At 61.1% G+C, this 15,160-nt stretch carries 19 protein-coding genes and 2 pseudogenes; 14 read left to right on the forward strand and 7 right to left on the reverse strand.

Translation table 11 applies throughout. From position 1 onward, the window contains the following. Positions 1-6 precede the first annotated feature (6 nt). Positions 7-660 (reverse strand): thiamine phosphate synthase, encoded by a 654-nt coding sequence (locus tag I8E17_RS12825; protein WP_069613328.1) that lies wholly within the window; start codon positions 658-660, stop codon positions 7-9. A 223-nt stretch (positions 661-883) separates the two neighbouring features. Here I8E17_RS12825 and I8E17_RS12830 point away from each other — a divergent pair, with 223 nt between their 5' ends. Next, on the forward strand, positions 884-1,144 hold the full coding sequence (locus I8E17_RS12830) for a metalloregulator ArsR/SmtB family transcription factor (RefSeq protein WP_015341040.1): 261 nt from the start codon (positions 884-886) through the stop codon (positions 1,142-1,144). Between the two features lie 168 nt (positions 1,145-1,312). On the opposite strand, the gene I8E17_RS12835 is transcribed toward I8E17_RS12830, so the two are convergent. Continuing rightward, on the reverse strand, positions 1,313-1,486 hold the full coding sequence (locus I8E17_RS12835) for a DUF465 domain-containing protein (RefSeq protein ID WP_069613224.1): 174 nt from the start codon (positions 1,484-1,486) through the stop codon (positions 1,313-1,315). A gap of 230 nt (positions 1,487-1,716) precedes the next feature. Here I8E17_RS12835 and I8E17_RS12840 point away from each other — a divergent pair, with 230 nt between their 5' ends. The 8 genes and pseudogenes from I8E17_RS12840 to I8E17_RS12875 form a co-directional block, all read left to right on the forward strand. Further along, positions 1,717-1,920, forward strand: coding sequence for a DUF465 domain-containing protein (locus I8E17_RS12840; protein ID WP_015341042.1), 204 nt, complete (start codon positions 1,717-1,719; stop codon positions 1,918-1,920). Between the two features lie 16 nt (positions 1,921-1,936). Beyond that, positions 1,937-2,434 (forward strand): 5-(carboxyamino)imidazole ribonucleotide mutase, encoded by a 498-nt coding sequence (purE, locus tag I8E17_RS12845; RefSeq protein ID WP_173002428.1) that lies wholly within the window; start codon positions 1,937-1,939, stop codon positions 2,432-2,434. Continuing rightward, positions 2,431-3,489: a 5-(carboxyamino)imidazole ribonucleotide synthase gene (locus I8E17_RS12850; RefSeq protein WP_219511446.1), complete on the forward strand. Its 1,059-nt coding sequence runs from the start codon at positions 2,431-2,433 to the stop codon at positions 3,487-3,489. Before purE ends, I8E17_RS12850 begins: the two co-directional genes overlap by 4 nt. Before the next feature lie 152 nt (positions 3,490-3,641). Beyond that, on the forward strand, positions 3,642-3,767 hold the full coding sequence (ykgO, locus tag I8E17_RS12855) for a type B 50S ribosomal protein L36 (protein ID WP_003582204.1): 126 nt from the start codon (positions 3,642-3,644) through the stop codon (positions 3,765-3,767). 90 nt (positions 3,768-3,857) lie between these two features. Continuing rightward, positions 3,858-4,487 carry a hypothetical protein gene (locus I8E17_RS12860; protein ID WP_069613226.1) on the forward strand — a complete coding sequence of 210 codons (630 nt, stop codon included), beginning with the start codon at positions 3,858-3,860 and terminating at the stop codon, positions 4,485-4,487. A 99-nt stretch (positions 4,488-4,586) separates the two neighbouring features. Further along, a pseudogene (locus I8E17_RS12865) lies at positions 4,587-5,057 on the forward strand (alpha/beta fold hydrolase); the annotation flags it as partial. Between the two features lie 185 nt (positions 5,058-5,242). Further along, positions 5,243-6,172 (forward strand): IS110 family transposase, encoded by a 930-nt coding sequence (locus I8E17_RS12870; RefSeq protein WP_112723452.1) that lies wholly within the window; start codon positions 5,243-5,245, stop codon positions 6,170-6,172. 15 nt (positions 6,173-6,187) lie between these two features. After that, positions 6,188-6,769, forward strand: a pseudogene (locus I8E17_RS12875) (alpha/beta hydrolase); the annotation flags it as partial. Here I8E17_RS12875 and I8E17_RS12880 read toward each other — a convergent pair. Beyond that, a complete protein-coding gene (locus tag I8E17_RS12880) occupies positions 6,748-7,689 on the reverse strand; it encodes a LysR substrate-binding domain-containing protein (protein ID WP_069613228.1) in 942 nt (313 codons plus the stop codon). The pseudogene I8E17_RS12875 and the gene I8E17_RS12880 sit on opposite strands and share 22 nt — an antisense overlap. A gap of 111 nt (positions 7,690-7,800) precedes the next feature. On the opposite strand from I8E17_RS12880, the gene I8E17_RS12885 reads away from it, so the two are divergent. The 4 genes from I8E17_RS12885 (at position 7,801) to I8E17_RS12900 (ending at position 10,231) form a co-directional block, all read left to right on the forward strand. Next, positions 7,801-8,193, forward strand: coding sequence for a tautomerase family protein (locus I8E17_RS12885; protein ID WP_069613229.1), 393 nt, complete (start codon positions 7,801-7,803; stop codon positions 8,191-8,193). Between the two features lie 5 nt (positions 8,194-8,198). Next, positions 8,199-8,594, forward strand: a complete 396-nt coding sequence (locus tag I8E17_RS12890) for a cupin domain-containing protein (protein ID WP_069613230.1) — start codon at positions 8,199-8,201, stop codon at positions 8,592-8,594. 3 nt (positions 8,595-8,597) lie between these two features. Further along, a complete protein-coding gene (locus I8E17_RS12895) occupies positions 8,598-9,170 on the forward strand; it encodes a DUF4865 family protein (RefSeq protein WP_069613231.1) in 573 nt (190 codons plus the stop codon). A gap of 89 nt (positions 9,171-9,259) precedes the next feature. After that, the gene (locus I8E17_RS12900; RefSeq protein WP_069613232.1) at positions 9,260-10,231 is read left to right on the forward strand and encodes a threonine/serine dehydratase; all 972 of its coding nucleotides are present in this window, start codon (positions 9,260-9,262) and stop codon (positions 10,229-10,231) included. A gap of 4 nt (positions 10,232-10,235) precedes the next feature. Here I8E17_RS12900 and I8E17_RS12905 read toward each other — a convergent pair whose 3' ends face one another. The 4 genes from I8E17_RS12905 to I8E17_RS12920 all read right to left on the reverse strand — a co-directional run bounded on the left by I8E17_RS12905 (position 10,236) and on the right by I8E17_RS12920 (position 14,143). Continuing rightward, positions 10,236-10,871, reverse strand: a complete 636-nt coding sequence (locus I8E17_RS12905; RefSeq protein ID WP_069613233.1) for a LysE family translocator — start codon at positions 10,869-10,871, stop codon at positions 10,236-10,238. A 336-nt stretch (positions 10,872-11,207) separates the two neighbouring features. Continuing rightward, positions 11,208-12,089 carry an NAD(P)-dependent oxidoreductase gene (locus I8E17_RS12910; protein ID WP_069613234.1) on the reverse strand — a complete coding sequence of 294 codons (882 nt, stop codon included), beginning with the start codon at positions 12,087-12,089 and terminating at the stop codon, positions 11,208-11,210. Positions 12,090-12,215: 126 nt separating this feature from the next. Beyond that, positions 12,216-13,655: a pyruvate kinase gene (gene pyk / locus I8E17_RS12915; RefSeq protein WP_069613235.1), complete on the reverse strand. Its 1,440-nt coding sequence runs from the start codon at positions 13,653-13,655 to the stop codon at positions 12,216-12,218. Continuing rightward, positions 13,655-14,143 carry a DUF1036 domain-containing protein gene (locus I8E17_RS12920; protein ID WP_069613236.1) on the reverse strand — a complete coding sequence of 163 codons (489 nt, stop codon included), beginning with the start codon at positions 14,141-14,143 and terminating at the stop codon, positions 13,655-13,657. The genes pyk and I8E17_RS12920 overlap by 1 nt, the downstream gene beginning before the upstream one ends. A gap of 204 nt (positions 14,144-14,347) precedes the next feature. Here I8E17_RS12920 and I8E17_RS12925 point away from each other — a divergent pair, with 204 nt between their 5' ends. Further along, positions 14,348-15,142: an N-formylglutamate amidohydrolase gene (locus I8E17_RS12925; protein ID WP_069613237.1), complete on the forward strand. Its 795-nt coding sequence runs from the start codon at positions 14,348-14,350 to the stop codon at positions 15,140-15,142. Positions 15,143-15,160 lie beyond the last annotated feature (18 nt).

The following is a 15,160-nucleotide window of genomic DNA, read 5'->3' on the forward strand; positions in this document are numbered from 1 at the left end:
TCGCTATCAATCCTCAAACCGTGGCGCTTTTTCGTCCAGAAGCGCATTCACTTCGGCGACGACGGAGGGGGCTGCCGCAGGGTCGGCAAAAACCGCCTGATGCAGCGCGACGAACTCCGCACCCGTCAGGGCTACGTCCAGTGCCGACTTCGGATCGGTGCCACCCATGACGATGCAGGGAATTTCGATCATGGAGGCCCACCATTCGCCAAGCGCCAGGTTTTTCGGATGCGCCTCCGGCTTGATGTCGCCGTCAAGCTTGCCGAAGAAGATATAGTCCGGCCTGAGCTCGCCGACCTCCAGCGCGCTATGTCTGTCGGCCGCGCTGCCACCGCCGACGATCAGCTTCGGCACGAATTTTTCGACGGCTTCCGTAAGCTCGGCAATATTGCCGGCGATATGCAGCCCGTCGGCCTTGGCACGACCCGCGATGCGGCTGTCCCCGGCAATGAGTGCCGCCGCACCTGCGGCCTGGATGACCGGCACCAGCTTTTCCGCATGTTTCTGGAAGGTGCTGTCATCGAGACCATATTGAGGAATGATCACCGAGGCGACGTCTCCGCCCCTCAAGGCATCGGCCACCGCCTTCGCCCGCTGCTCGATATCGGCAATATCGGGAACGATGAGAACGAGGCGGCAACGATCTTCGGGCACGGTCATGCGAGCTTCCATGGTTTCGGCTTCCATCGTCAGCGACGGCGCACCGGTTCGACAATCGTGAGTAAATCCGTTAGCTCTCTCTGACAAGGGGCAGCGGCCGAAACCGGCAATTCGCAGCAGAGGACACTTACGACGCGAACCTTCGCAAGCGACCATTCTCACAATATATCATGCAGCGCACAATTAACTTGCCGCCCTTTGGTGTTTGACGTAGCTTTCGCCCATGTCGACCATGGACCCTTTCGCAGCCATCGCGGATCCGAACCGGCGTCATCTGCTGGAGGAATTGCGCCGCGCACCCAAGACGGTCAACGAACTGGCGCAAGGCCTGCCGATCAGCCGCCCGGCCGTCTCACAGCATCTCAAGGCGCTGCTCGACAGCAACCTCGTTTCCGTCACCAACGAAGGCACGAAACGCATCTATGCGGTCAACAGCCGCGGCTTCGACAAGCTGAATTTGTGGCTGGATCAGTTCTGGTCCTGAAGACGTTGTTTCAGGAAAATTGCGCCAACCCCTACCTCCGACGCTATGAAGTTGGCGCATCCGTTAGACGGAAATGCTCATCGATCCTGACGGGGAATTTGCCTTAAGACCTTTCGATCCGCCTCTCTGCCCTCAAGATCGATGGTTTTTGAACTTTGGAACGTTGCCTCAGTGAACGGAGGAACGCAGACGTTGGATTTCGTCCTTGACGCGCAGTTTCCTGCGTTTGATGTCGGCTATTTCCGTATCATTGCTAGAGGGAGATGACATTGCCGCATGCAGCGCCTCCTCAAGCGCGACATGTTTCTTTTCGAGCGATTCAAGATGAGCTTGAACAGTCATATGACCCTTCCTTCCTCTTAAGAGCCCTGACCATCCATTCGCCAAGGCTCTAGGTGTCAACCCGGCCACTGTGCCATAAGATCGAGCCTTTGTCGAAGGCGAAAACGTGGCCTATAGGCGGCAAATTCGTGATGAAGGATAACTTCCCGTTATCGTCATTTGGTGATAGGAGCTTGCGGAATTCAGGAGGCGGAACGAATGCGATTCCGCAATATGCTGGGGAAATGAACATGGCCGATCAGGAACAGGCGGAAATCAGGCTGATCGTGGCGCGTTTGCGCCAGGAACACGAGGATTATGATGCCGCAATCAATGCCATGATCGAGACGGGCTGCGACGCCCTTCGTATCCAGCGCATGAAGAAAAAGAAGCTCGTCATCAAGGACAAGCTGACCAAGCTGGAAGACCAGATTATACCCGATATCATCGCCTGAGGAGCACAACGCAACGATGCTGACCGAAAGACCGCCTGTCGCCATCATCATGGGAAGCCAGTCCGACTGGGAAACCATGAAGAATGCCGCGGACACCTTGGAAGCGCTTGAAATCACCTATGATGCGCGCATCATTTCCGCTCATCGTACGCCGGACAGGCTGGTGAACTTCGCCAAGGGCGCAAAGGACGAGGGCTTCAAGGTCATCATCGCCGGCGCCGGCGGCGCAGCACACCTGCCGGGCATGGCGGCTTCCATGACGCCGCTGCCCGTCTTCGGCGTGCCGGTGCAATCCCGCGCGCTCTCCGGCCAGGACAGTCTTCTCTCGATCGTGCAGATGCCAGCCGGCATTCCTGTCGGCACGCTTGCGATCGGCAAGGCCGGCGCCGTCAATGCCGCCCTTCTTGCCGCCGCCGTGCTGGCGCTCGGCGATGAAGAGATCGCCGACCGGCTCGACGAATGGCGGGCACGCCAGAGCGCGGCAGTCGCCGAATATCCGATGGACGACCTATGAACGCGAAGACGATCGGCATCATCGGCGGCGGCCAGCTCGGCCGCATGCTGGCCATGGCGGCCGCACGCCTGAATTTTCGCACCGTCATCCTCGAGCCGCAGGCGGATTGCCCGGCCGCCCATGTCGCCAACGCGCAGATAGCGGCCGCCTATGACGATGCGGCCGCGCTTGCCGAGCTGGCGAAGCGCTGCGATGTCGTGACCTATGAATTCGAGAATGTGCCCGTGACCGCCGCCGAGGATCTTGCCTTGCAGGTAAAGGTCTATCCGCCGCCCAAGGCACTGGAAATGGCGCAGGACCGGCTGACCGAAAAGAGCTTCATCAATGGTTGCGGCATTCCGACGGCCCGTTTTCATGCCGTCGATAGCCAGGACGATCTCGAAAAGGCGCTCGCCGATTTCGGCGGTCAGGGCGTGCTGAAGACGCGCCGTCTCGGCTATGACGGCAAAGGCCAGCGCGTTTATCGCTCCGCCGCCGACAGCGCCGAAGGCGGCTATGCAGCCTTGGGCAGCGTGCCGCTGATTCTGGAAAGCTTCGTATCCTTCGAGCGCGAAATCTCGATCATCGCTGCTCGCGGCAGCGACGGGAAAGTCGCCTGCTACGATCCGGCGGAGAACGTTCATCACAACGGCATTCTCCACACCTCGACGCTGCCGGCGAGCATTTCGCGGGAGACGGCCGCGGCTGCGCGCGACGCTGCGGAGAAGATATTGACGGCGCTTGGTTATGTCGGCGTCATCGGTATTGAGTTCTTCGTGCTGGCCGACGGCAGCCTGATCGCCAATGAAATGGCGCCGCGCGTCCATAATTCCGGCCACTGGACGGAAGCCGCCTGCGTCATCTCGCAATTCGAGCAGCATATCCGCGCCGTCGCCGGCCTGCCACTCGGAAATCCCCAGCGCCATTCGGACTGTGTCATGACGAATCTGATCGGCGACGACATCCTGGCACTGCCGCAATGGCTGCGCCTTGACGACACGCTCGTGCATCTCTACGGCAAGACCGAAGCCCGGCCGGGCCGCAAGATGGGCCATGTCACACAGCTTCTCCGCTAAGAGCAGCGGGAAAAAGCCCTGACATGGTTGACAGGCCCGGTATGACAGGGTATTTGCTCCCCACCCTAAAGAGCGCGCCCCGAGCGCGCTTTTGATTGTTAAAAGACCCGGGCGAATGTGACATTCCCCCTCAGAGATCGCGGATCAGAAAAATGAAGATCAAGAATTCGCTCAAGTCGCTCAAGGCGCGCCATCGTGACAACCGTCTCGTCCGCCGCAAGGGCCGCATCTACATCATCAACAAGCTGAACCCGCGCTACAAGGCTCGTCAGGGCTGATATAGCGCGCGGCTCAGATCCCATGGATCGGGCCTCAGTTTTAGTTGATCGCATCAAATTTGTTTTGATCTTCGACATTGGCGGGCTACTATGCCCGCCATGCGCGTTTTTGCTTTGTCATATCTGGCCCTGCCGATTCTCCTTGCCCTGGCTGCCTCTGCGCCCCATGCGGCGCTGGCTGATGAGCCGAACCCTGTGGAAAAGCAGAATTCCGGCTCCTCCTCCGGCACCCTGTCACCCAAGCAGCAGCTCGACAATCTGTTCACAGCGCTCAGGCGGCAGCGTGATCCCGACCAGGCAAGCCTGATTGCGGACCAGATCAGTGCCGAGCTCAGCGATTCCGGCAGCGCCACCATCAATCTCCTGATGCAATGGGCCGACAAGGCCATTCAGGAAAAGCGTAATGCCGCCGCGATGGATTATCTCGATCAGGTGATCTCGCTGAAGCCCGACTATGTCGAAGGCTGGAACCGACGCGCCACGCTCAATTTTGCGATCGGCGACTATCGCAAGTCGATGGAAGACATCAATCAGGTGCTGCGCATCGAGCCGCGTCATTTCGGCGCGCTGGCCGGCATGGCGGCGATGCTGACCGAGCGCGGCAACGACGCACAGGCTCTGAAGATCTGGGACCGCTTTCTGGAGGTCTACCCGGCGAATCGATCGGCCCAGGAAGAAGCGGGCAAGCTCTCGGAAAAACTTGCCGGCAGCCGCACCTGATTGCATGCGGCGGTCTCCCGGCGGAAATCGCATTTGGAGGGATGAAAAGCCGCAATATCGCGCTAGATTAGCGTCTTAAGATATTTGATCCGTGCCGCAATGATCGATTCTTTGTTCGCCGTCACCGTTATCCTTATCGTTTTCGCCGCAGGCTTTTCCGCCTACAAAACCCGTGCCATCGAGCAGGCCCATCCCAATATTGGCGAGCTTACCGATATCGGCGGCTATCGCCTCAACGCCGTGCATCTGTCGCGCCCGGCAACAGCTGATCTGCCGGCCTTGGTCTTTATCCATGGGGCGAGCGGCAATCTGCGAGATCAGTTCGAAGCCTTTGCCGCACCTTTGGCCGGCCGCGCTGAAATGCTGTTCGTCGACCGTCCAGGTCATGGCTATTCCGAACGCGGGCCTGCCGAAAACGCCCTTCCCTCAGGTCAGGCCGATGCCATTGCCAAGCTCATGGAGAAGCGCGGCATCAGGAGCGCCATCATCATCGGCCACTCCTTCGGCGGTGCGATCGCGGCCGCCTTCGGCATGCGCCATCCGGAGAAGACCGAGGGGCTGCTCTTCCTTGTAACTTCCCTTTATCCGCGATTGAGGCTGTAATGCCTGTTGCGGTGGCGGATGGAAGACCGATGCACCTTTGGGACACGAAGCCCGTGGGAGAGCGAGGGTCTTCATCCGCCGTTCCATTGAACCCGAACAGTCGCCAGGGCCGCTTGCGCAAGCAAAGCCCGCTTAGGCAAGGATGGGATCAGATGGAGAAGATTGTTGGCATCGATGTTTCGAAGGACCGGCTCGATGTGGCTGTCGCACCGCAGGGTGAGGTTTTTGCCGTCGGCAATGACCATGCCGGCATTGATGATCTGATTGTTCGGCTGAAAGCCATCGGCGCCGATGCGATCGCGCTTGAGGCGACAGGTGGTTTCGAGACCCTGGCGGTGGCCGGGCTGTCATCGGCGGGCTTGACGGTCCTCGTCGTCAATCCGGCGCAAGTGCGCGCCTATGCCCATGCCATTGGCCGCAGGGCCAAGACCGATCCGATCGATGCCGCCGTCATCGCTGCCTTCGTGCTGGCGACGAAGCCGGAGGTGCGGCCGTTACGCGATGCCGAGACCCAGGCTTTGTCCGAACTGGTGGCGCGCAGGCGCCAGATCGTGCAGATGATCGTGGCCGAAGAGAACCGGTTGCGCATGGTGCTGGCAAAGCAGGCGCAGAAAAGCGTCAAGCGCCTGCTTGCGGCCCTGCGCCGCGAGCTCGAAAGCCTTGATGCGGATCTCGACGATCATATCCGTAAATCACCGGTCTGGCGGGTGCGCGAGGCACTCTTGACCTCCGTGCCGGGCGTCGGGCCGACAACGGCGCGCACGCTGTTAGCCGAACTGCCGGAACTTGGCAGTCTCGACCGCCGCCAGATCGCCGCGCTGGCAGGCCTTGCGCCCTGGACGCGGCAATCGGGAAAATGGAAGGGCAAGAGCTTCATCGGCGGCGGCCGCGGCAAGGTGCGCGCCGTCCTCTTCATGGCAGCTCTCGTCGCCAGCCGTCATAACCCAGGCCTCAAGGCCTTCAGGGACAAGCTGGTCGCATCAGGCAAGCCGAAGATCGTCGCCATCGTCGCAACCATGCGAAAACTGATCACAATCCTCAACGCCATCATCCGAGACAACAAACCATGGCAAAACGCTTGACATCCAAGACAGTCGCTCTCCCCGGCGACGCACCCCTGGTCGGGCGGCGTCGACTGGTACTATACGCTTGCCGCCACCCCCGTCTTCGGCTGGCTCTTCACTCAGCTTTTCGTCATCCCGCTCGGCTTGCGCCGGGTCGAGACCGGCACGCTCAGCATCTTCCGCCCAAATGCGCGACCAGCGGACTACATCATGAAGACGGCACCGGAACTGGTGTTGCGGCCCCAGACCTTCCGCAACAACGCAATCGACGTGGTCAATCTCTTTGCCTATGTCTCCGCTCACGCGCCGCGCTACAGCGAGATCAAGGCGCCCACCATCATCATCACCGGCGACAGTGATGATGTCGTGCTGGAGGAATTGCATTCGCGCGGGCTCGCCCGCGATATCGCAGGCGCCGAACTCATCACCATCCGCAATCTCGGCCACAAGCCGGATTATGTAACGACGGATGTCGCGATCGCCGCCATGGAAAGGCTGGCGGGCCAGCCGCGCGATCTGCAAGTGCTTGCCGCCCAGGCTGAAATCCGCATCGCCAGCCTGACGGAGGAATCTGCGGAATCCTCTGCCATATCTCAGGCCATGACGACATCGTGACTGGGCGCATCCTCGAATATGCGGCTCTGCGGCACGGTCTCGATTGTCTGCCGCACTGTCTGCAACATGATGGATGCCAGCCGCTCCGTCGCCGGGCTTCCCTCCGCCTCGGCACGATGCAGAACGAGATCGAGCGTCGGCAACGCCGGCAGGCCCGCCTCGCCAGGCGTCAATTGCCGTACCTTTGGCGGCAAGCCGAGCGGCGTGCGCAGTGTCAGACCGAGACCCGCCGCCGTCGCGGCCCAGAGCCCGCCGAGGCTCGGGCTGACAAAGGATATCCGCCAGCCGATGCCGGCGCGATCGAGCGTCTTCGTGGCGATGTTGCGCAGCAGGCATGGCGCCTCAAGCGAAGCCAACGGCATGACCTCACCGCTGTCGGCATGCCAGTGCATCATGCCATTGGCCGGACCGACCCAGCACAGTGGCACTTCGGCGATACGGTCTGTGTAGGCCGTGCGAAAGCCGTCGCTCCAGGCAAGCGCCAAGTCGAGCTTGCCTGACGTTACCCGCTCCACAAGCTCGGCATTGCGCACGACACGCGCCTCGATGCGCACTTTCGGATGAGCACGGGCGAAGCGCCCCAATACGTCCGGCAGCAGCGTCTCGCCGAAATCCTCCTGCAAGCCGAGCCGCACCCAGCCCTCAAGCTCCGTCCCATGCAGCGCCGTGGCCGCCTCGTCGTTGAGATCAAGCAGCCGCCGGGCATAGCCAAGCATCGTCTCGCCGGCTTCCGTCAACGCCAACCCCCGCCCCGCCTTTCGGAAAATCGGCATACCCGCCTGCTCTTCCAGCTTCTTCAGCTGGGCACTGATCGCCGAGGTCGAACGCCCTAGCCTGTCGGCCGCCTTGGCATAACTGCCGAGATCCATGCCGGTAACGAAGCTGCGCAGCACATCGAGATCGAAGATGACTTTTCGCATGGATAACCATCCATATTTTTGGGACTATATATTTGGAATTATCTGATTTTCAGGATGATTATCCGCTGGCATTCTATGATCGTCAAGTGACACGGAACAGGAGCGATCCCCATGCCATTCACCCGCATCACCCTTCTGCGCGGCAAGTCGCCGGAATATCTCAAGGCACTTTCGGATAATTTCCACCGCGCTCTGGTCGAGGCCTTTGATGTACCGCCGACCGACCGCTTTCAGTCCATTCATCAGCTGGAGCCGCATGAACTCGTCTTCGATCGGACCTATTTCGCCAGCAAGCCGCGCTCGGATGATTACGTCTTTTTCGATGTCACGATCGGCAAGCCGCGCAGCACGCAGGTCAAGAAAGCCTTCTATCGACGCGTCGCTGAACTCCTTGGCGATGCGCCTGGCGTCCGTCCCGAAGACATCATGATTACCATCACCACTGCGACGCGCGAGGATTGGTCCTTCTCTGACGGCCGCGCGCAGATGATCGAGCAGGTCTAAGAGCGATGCCTCAGACCACATCTACCCCATCGCCCGCCATCCATCGCGCCGGCACGAACATGCGACCGTCGCCCGAAGGCATCGCGACGGCCTCCTTTCTGGTGGAGTCGCTGGTGGAGAACGCCGAAAACGGCGGCTTCACGGCCATGCGCTGCGAACTCGAAGCCGGCATCATGACACGCTGGCATACGCATCCGCACGGACAGATCCTCTACGTTCTATCCGGCCTCGGACTTGCCGAGCGTTTCGGCGGCCCGCCCGAAGAGCTGCGCGCCGGCGATTGCATCACTTTCGCCCCGAACGAGCGCCACCGGCACGGCGCGGGGCCGGAGAACGCCTTCTCCTATATCAGCATCCAGGCGACAGAGAATGGAAGCGCCGTGACCTGGCTGGAGGAATGACCGATGATCGCCATGCAATATAATTTCCCCCTTCCCGCGGATTACGACATGGCGATCATCGATCGCCGTATCCGCAAAAAAGGTCCCCTGCTCGACAATCTTCCAGGCTTGAAATTCAAGGCCTACCTGACGGCGAGAAAGGGCGATGCCATCACGGGGAGCCGGCAGAATTTCTACTCGCCCTTCTATGTCTGGCAGCAGGAGGAAGGTCTCAGCGATTTCGTTTGCGGCCCAGGCTTCCAAGCCTTGACGGAGAATTTCGGTCGCCCCCAGGTCAATACCTGGATCGCCTGGCACGCCGAGGCATCTGCGGGTATCCGCCGCACCAAATTCGCGACACGCGAGGTGGTCACAATCGATGCCGAGACATCGCTCGGCGAACTCCGCGCGAAGGAGATCGAAGCAGCAGCGCAAGTCATCTCGAACGGCGAAGCGCTCGCATCGGTCGCCGCCTTCGAGCCGACGCACTGGACGCTGGTGCGCTTCCGCCTCCTGGCCGAACCGCCGAAAGATGCGGCCAGGCCGGGTGTCCAAACCTACAATGTCGGGCATCTTTCGCTGCCTGGCATCGCCTGAAGTGTCACGGAGACAATCTCTCTATTTTAAAGGAAGGTCCGGCGCTTTATGGATGGAAAGCCTTTCTAAATCAGAAGAGTGATCCCTCCATGGTCGATATCGCAATGATCGAAGCAGCCCGCACTCGCCTCGGCGTCCGGGCGCGCCGCACGCCGCTGCTCTCCTCGCCCTTTCTCGATGAAATCGCCGGGCGCCGCTTGTTCGTGAAAGCCGAATGCCTGCAGCACTCCGGCTCCTTCAAGTTTCGCGGCGGCTGGTCGGCTGTTTCAGCGCTGGAGCCAAACGTGCGGGCCAGAGGCGTGATCGCCTTCTCCTCCGGCAACCATGCCCAGGGCGTGGCGCTGGCCGCAAAGCTTCATGGCATCCCCGCCGTCATCATCATGCCGACCGACGCGCCGAAGCTGAAGATCGCCAATACCCGTGCCTTCGGTGCCGAGGTCGTGCTCTACGATCGCGTAAAGGAAGATCGCGATGAGATCGGCGCACGTATTTCCAGCGAGCGCGGTCTGACACTCATCAAGCCTTTCGACGAGCCGCAGGTGATCGCTGGCCAGGGAACGACCGGGCTGGAAATTGCCGAACAGGCCGCCGAGGAAGGCATCGAGACGGCCAGCGTCCTTGTTCCCTGCGGCGGAGGAGGCCTGACTTCGGGGATTGCACTGGCGCTCGAATCCCGCGCTCCGGGCCTGAAGGTGCATCCATGCGAGCCGGAAAATTTTGACGACACTGCCCGCTCGCTGGCCTCGGGCAAGATCGAGCGTAATGCCGCCCTACAGGGCTCGATCTGCGACGCCATCATCACGCCACAACCGGGCAACATCACCTTCCCGATCCTGAAGCGCCTCTGCGGCCCTGGTCTCGTCGTCACGGATGAGGAAGCACAGAAGGCCATGGCGCTCGCCTTCACCCGTTTGAAGATCGTGGTGGAGCCGGGCGGCGCCGTCGCGCTTGCTGCGGCACTTTTCCACGGCAAGCACATCGACGGCGATACCGTGATCGCGGTCACCTCAGGCGGCAATGTCGACAGGGAAGTCTTCGAGGCGGCCTTAAGCCGTCACTAGGCCTTTAATTCACGGCGCGACGATAGAGCGCCAGTGATCCGGCAAGAGCCAGCAGCGCGCCGCCACAGGCGCGCTCGAGCCATTTCGCCCCTTCCGACTTCAGCACACGCACGGCCTGCGAACCGAAGACCGCATAGCCGAACATGATCATGAAATCGAGCGCGGCGAAGATCGCACCGAGGACGATATATTGCTGCAGCTGCGGCGCCGAGGGATCGATGAACTGCGGCAGAAAGGCCGAAAAGAAGAGATAGCCCTTCGGATTGGTGACGGCGACCATGAAGCTCTTCAGCCCAATCGAGAACGCGGTTCCTTTCGTCTGGCCCGCGCTCGCCTGCAACGCGCCGTCGATGCTTCCCTTGGAGCGCAGCATCATGATGCCGAGAAAGGCAAGATAGGCTGCACCCACCCATTTCAGGGCCGAAAACCAGAATTCAGAAGCCGCCAGCAGGGCGCCAAGGCCGATGGCAACAGCGCTGATCAGTACGGCATCGGAAAGAACGGCACCGATCATGCCCGGCAGGGCCCGCCTGACTCCGAAGCGCGAACCATTGGTCAGCGCCAGAAGCACGGTCGGCCCCGGCGTTGCGATACCGATGAAGGAAACGGCGGCGAAGGCGAGCAACGTGGTGAGATGCATGGTGTCCCTCCTCTTGAAGAGAGGAAGGTTGCATGTGGGAAGGTGGTTAGCAAGGGGTCGCTCCGTTCGCCTGGCTTCCACCAGTTTGCCGCACCTGTGATACCCCCCTCTGTCCCTGTCGGGACATCTCCCCCACAAGGGGGGAGATTGGGGCGGCACCCATGAGCCCCAAGGCACATCGTATCTGCAGAAACTGCAATTCGTCGGTTCGAAAGGAAGAGCAGCAAGCTCCCAACGATCTCCCCCCTTGTGGGGGAGATGTCACGAAGTGACAGAGGGGGGTGCACACCCTCCACGAACTCAATCGCCGACGGTGACACCTCCAAGGCCCGCCAATTACCCCACCAACCCCGCATCCTTCGCCGCCAACGCGCCAATCGCCGACCAGTCCAGCTCTTCGCCGCCATGCGCCAGCAGGTTGAGGAACCGATCACGCAGCAGGCTCGCCAACGGCAGCGGCACGTTCAGCGCCTCGCCGGCAGCCAATGCCAGCCGGATATCCTTCTGGCCGAGTGGCGCGGTGAAACCCGCCGGCTGAAACTTGCGATCCGCAATCAGCCCGCCATAGGTCTTGTAGACAGGCGCGTTGAACAGCGTCGAGGTCAAGAGATCGAGATAGGCATGCCGGTCGACGCCACCCTTCTCGACCAGCGCCATGGCTTCGCCGAGCGACTCGATGACCGAAGCAATGAGGAAATTGCCGCTGAGCTTGACGAGATTGGCAGACTTCGGCTCCTCGCCGAGGACGAAGGTGCGTTGACCGATGGCGTCGAAGAGCGGCGTAACCGACTGGATGGCGTCTGGCGCACCCGCGGCGGCAACGAAAAGCTTCGCCGCGGCAGCAGCTTCCGGGCGACCGAAGACGGGCGCGGCAACGAAGCGCTGGCCCGCCGCGGTGTGCTCTTTAGTGAGCCGCTCGGACATCGCCACGCTGATCGTGCTGGCGGAAATATGAACCGCACCCTTGCCAAGGCTTGCCAGAACGCCGCCATCGCCATGGACGACGGCCGATAGCGCATCGTCATGAGCGAGCATGGTGAAGACAGCCTCGCCGCCGCACGCATCCGCTACGGTCGCCGCAACCTTGGCGCCCTCGCCGGCCAGAGCCTCGGCCTTGTCGCGCGAACGATTGTAGACGGTCACCTCATGCCCGGCCTTGATGAGATTGACGGCCATGGCGCTGCCCATCTGACCCAATCCGATAAATCCGACTTTCATTGGCATATCTCCTTCTCAATCCGCCTGCTTGAGGATCGCAGGCGCTTCGGCTTCAAGAAAAAACCCGCCGTCTTTCGACAGCGGGTTTCGGATGTTTCAGGTGCTGCCGCAATCGGATGTCGGCAATCACACGCCGGACTGGCCGTCCGAACCGATATAGGCAATGCGAAGCATGTTAGTGGCGCCCGGCGTGCCGAGCGGAACGCCGGCCGAAATGATGATGCGGTCGCCCGGCTTGCCGAAGCCTTCTTCGGCAACGATACGGCAGGCATTGTTGACCATGTCGTCGAGGTCGGTGGCATCATGAGTGACCACACAGTGCATGCCCCAGACCACGGACAGGCGGCGAGCCGTTTGGATGATCGGCGACAGCGCCAGGATCGGAACTTGCGGACGCTCGCGCGAAGCGCGCAGACCGGTGGTGCCGGATGACGTGTAGCAGACGATGGCGGCAAGCTTCAGCGTCTCGGCGATCTGGCGGGCGGCGAGCGAGATCGCATCGGCGCCAGTTGCCTCAGGCAGCGCGCGCTGGGCATAGATGATGCCCGGATAATGCGGCTCGCGCTCGATGGTGCCGGCAATCGAGGCCATCATGGAAACGGCTTCGACCGGATAGTCGCCGGATGCAGATTCTGCAGAAAGCATAACGGCATCGGCGCCTTCGAAGACGGCAGTCGCGACGTCTGAGACTTCGGCGCGGGTCGGGACCGGCGCGGAGATCATCGATTCCAGCATTTGCGTGGCAACGACCACCGGCTTGCCGGAGCGGCGGCAGGCGCGGATCAGCTGCTTCTGAATGCCGGGAACGGCTTCCAGCGGCATTTCCACGCCAAGGTCGCCGCGGGCCACCATCAGTGCGTCGGAAAGCTCAATGATTTCCTCGATGCGCTCGACAGCCTGCGGCTTTTCGATCTTCGACATCAAGCCGACGCGGCCGTGGGAGATCTTGCGGACTTCCGTCAGATCTTCCGGGCGCTGGATGAAGGAGAGCGCAACCCAGTCGACTTCATTGGTCGCGAGAACGGCGTCGAGGTCGGCGCGGTCCTTATCGGTCAACGCGCCGACGCCGAGCAGCGTATCGGGCAGGCTGACGCCCTTGCGGTCGGAAATCTTGGTGCCCGAAATGACCGTTGTCACGATGCTCTTGCCGTCGCACTTTTCGGCACGCAGCGCCAGCTTGCCGTCATCGATCAGCAGGCGGTGGCCGGGCTGAACCGATTCCAGGATTTCCGGGTGCGGCAGGTAGACACGCGTGTTGTCGCCGGGGATATCCTGATTGTCGAGCGTAAAGGTCTGGCCGGGCTTGAGATCGACCTTGGTTTCCGCAAACTTGCCGACGCGCAGCTTGGGACCCTGCAAGTCAGCGAGAATGCCGATCGGGCGACCACAGCGAGCTTCGACGGCGCGAATACGCTGGATCAGCGTGCGCATCACATCATGGCTGGCATGGCTCATATTGATGCGGAACAGGTCCGCGCCGGCCTCATGAAGCTTCTGGATCATTTCCTCCGAAGAGGAGGCCGGACCGAGCGTTGCGAGGATTTTGACTTTTCGGTTTCGTCTCATCAATTCTGGCTTTCTTGGCTGCCCGAGGGCTCGGAAAGCTGAACCATCCAGCTCGCCTGGCGCCCGGTGTCGTATTCCTTGAATCCCATCTTCTGATAGCCACGCGCGTAGCAATCCTTGACGCCTGGGATTTTGAATTCGTTTTCCGCCACGCACATTTCGACGTCGCCCGTCCAGCGGCCGCCGCGGGCCGCGTCTTCTGCGTAGAGGTAATAATAGCGGGATTGAAGCGGCCCCTCGATCAAAGTCGCGCAGGTGTTGGCCGGAATCTGCCACCAGCCCTCCGTCACCCAGCCATCCTTCGCGCGATAGCCGATCGCCACGCCAACAAGGTTCTGCGTACCGTTGCACGTTCGGAAATCGGCATGGGCGGCATTCGGCATGAAGAAGAACGGCGCGGCCGCAGCAAGGATGAGGAAGGCGATTCGGGCGAGCGGGCCTGACCGCTTAACGAAACGTGGCGCGACTTGGCTGGACACGGCTTCCAATTGGCTCCCGGTTATTCGTTGTTGCGTCTTCTTGCGCCGCCATCCCATGAATGTCAACGCAACTCTAATCGATTATATTTTCTTCACGGGATGGTGACGGCACCATGCGCCGCTCTCCATCCGATCGAAGCTGCAAACCTTGCACCTTCCATCCGCACATGCAATCAAACAAAGAGTTGAAAATTTCAATAATCGACAATCCGCATGACCGATTTCAGACCGTTTGAATTCATACCCGGCAATCGTGACAAAGGCATGGTCATTCTCGGCGACCACGCCATGCGGCGCCTGCCCGAGCGTTACGGCAGCCTTGGCCTGCCGGAGACCGCTCTTTCCCGCCACATCGCCTATGACATCGGTATCGAAGGGCTATGCCGCCATCTCTGCGCGCGGCTGGGCGTGCCCGGCGTGCTGGGCGGCTTTTCCCGTCTGCTGATCGATCCGAACCGCGGCGAGGATGACCCGACGCTCATCATGAAGATCTCGGATGGAGCCATCATTCCGGGCAATCATCGGATTACGGACGAGGAATGGAATTACCGCATAGAAGCCTTCCACCGGCCCTATCACAAGGCGGTGGACGAGACGATTTCCGCCGTAACCGAGGCGACGGGCAAGGCGCCCCTGGTTTTCTCGATGCACTCCTTCACACCGGCATGGAAAGGCGTGCCGCGACCCTGGCATGCCAGCGTGCTGTGGGATAGCGACGACCGCGCCGTCGTGCCGCTCCTTGCAAAGCTCGGCGCCGATACCGATCTCGTTATCGGAGACAACGAGCCTTATGACGGTGCGCTGCGCAACGACACCATGTTCCGCCATTGCATGATGAAAGGCATTGCGCATGCGCTGCTGGAGGTTCGGCAGGATCTGATCGGCGACGAGGCCGGCATTGCCGAATGGGCCGATCGCCTCGCGCCGATCTTCGCAGAGATCAATGCCGATGCCGCGCTCCATGAATATAAGCGCCATCCTTCGCGCACTGGCCCTTATGAGGCATGAGCCGGCAAGCGAATTGAG

Origin of the sequence: Rhizobium sp. AB2/73 (assembly GCF_020871915.1) — a bacterium.
Lineage (GTDB): Bacteria > Pseudomonadota > Alphaproteobacteria > Rhizobiales > Rhizobiaceae > Rhizobium > Rhizobium dioscoreae.

Bases quoted from the DNA above. Each gene is read 5' to 3' on its own strand.
- I8E17_RS12825 (WP_069613328.1), bottom strand. From the start codon at position 660: ATGACCGTGCCCGAAGATCGTTGCCGCCTCGTTCTCATCGTTCCCGAT.
- I8E17_RS12830 (WP_015341040.1), top strand. From the start codon at position 884: ATGTCGACCATGGACCCTTTCGCAGCCATCGCGGATCCGAACCGGCGT.
- I8E17_RS12835 (WP_069613224.1), bottom strand. From the start codon at position 1,486: ATGACTGTTCAAGCTCATCTTGAATCGCTCGAAAAGAAACATGTCGCG.
- I8E17_RS12840 (WP_015341042.1), top strand. From the start codon at position 1,717: ATGGCCGATCAGGAACAGGCGGAAATCAGGCTGATCGTGGCGCGTTTG.
- purE (WP_173002428.1), top strand. From the start codon at position 1,937: ATGCTGACCGAAAGACCGCCTGTCGCCATCATCATGGGAAGCCAGTCC.
- I8E17_RS12850 (WP_219511446.1), top strand. From the start codon at position 2,431: ATGAACGCGAAGACGATCGGCATCATCGGCGGCGGCCAGCTCGGCCGC.
- ykgO (WP_003582204.1), top strand. From the start codon at position 3,642: ATGAAGATCAAGAATTCGCTCAAGTCGCTCAAGGCGCGCCATCGTGAC.
- I8E17_RS12860 (WP_069613226.1), top strand. From the start codon at position 3,858: ATGCCCGCCATGCGCGTTTTTGCTTTGTCATATCTGGCCCTGCCGATT.
- I8E17_RS12870 (WP_112723452.1), top strand. From the start codon at position 5,243: ATGGAGAAGATTGTTGGCATCGATGTTTCGAAGGACCGGCTCGATGTG.
- I8E17_RS12880 (WP_069613228.1), bottom strand. From the start codon at position 7,689: ATGCGAAAAGTCATCTTCGATCTCGATGTGCTGCGCAGCTTCGTTACC.
- I8E17_RS12885 (WP_069613229.1), top strand. From the start codon at position 7,801: ATGCCATTCACCCGCATCACCCTTCTGCGCGGCAAGTCGCCGGAATAT.
- I8E17_RS12890 (WP_069613230.1), top strand. From the start codon at position 8,199: ATGCCTCAGACCACATCTACCCCATCGCCCGCCATCCATCGCGCCGGC.
- I8E17_RS12895 (WP_069613231.1), top strand. From the start codon at position 8,598: ATGATCGCCATGCAATATAATTTCCCCCTTCCCGCGGATTACGACATG.
- I8E17_RS12900 (WP_069613232.1), top strand. From the start codon at position 9,260: ATGGTCGATATCGCAATGATCGAAGCAGCCCGCACTCGCCTCGGCGTC.
- I8E17_RS12905 (WP_069613233.1), bottom strand. From the start codon at position 10,871: ATGCATCTCACCACGTTGCTCGCCTTCGCCGCCGTTTCCTTCATCGGT.
- I8E17_RS12910 (WP_069613234.1), bottom strand. From the start codon at position 12,089: ATGAAAGTCGGATTTATCGGATTGGGTCAGATGGGCAGCGCCATGGCC.
- pyk (WP_069613235.1), bottom strand. From the start codon at position 13,655: ATGAGACGAAACCGAAAAGTCAAAATCCTCGCAACGCTCGGTCCGGCC.
- I8E17_RS12925 (WP_069613237.1), top strand. From the start codon at position 14,348: ATGACCGATTTCAGACCGTTTGAATTCATACCCGGCAATCGTGACAAA.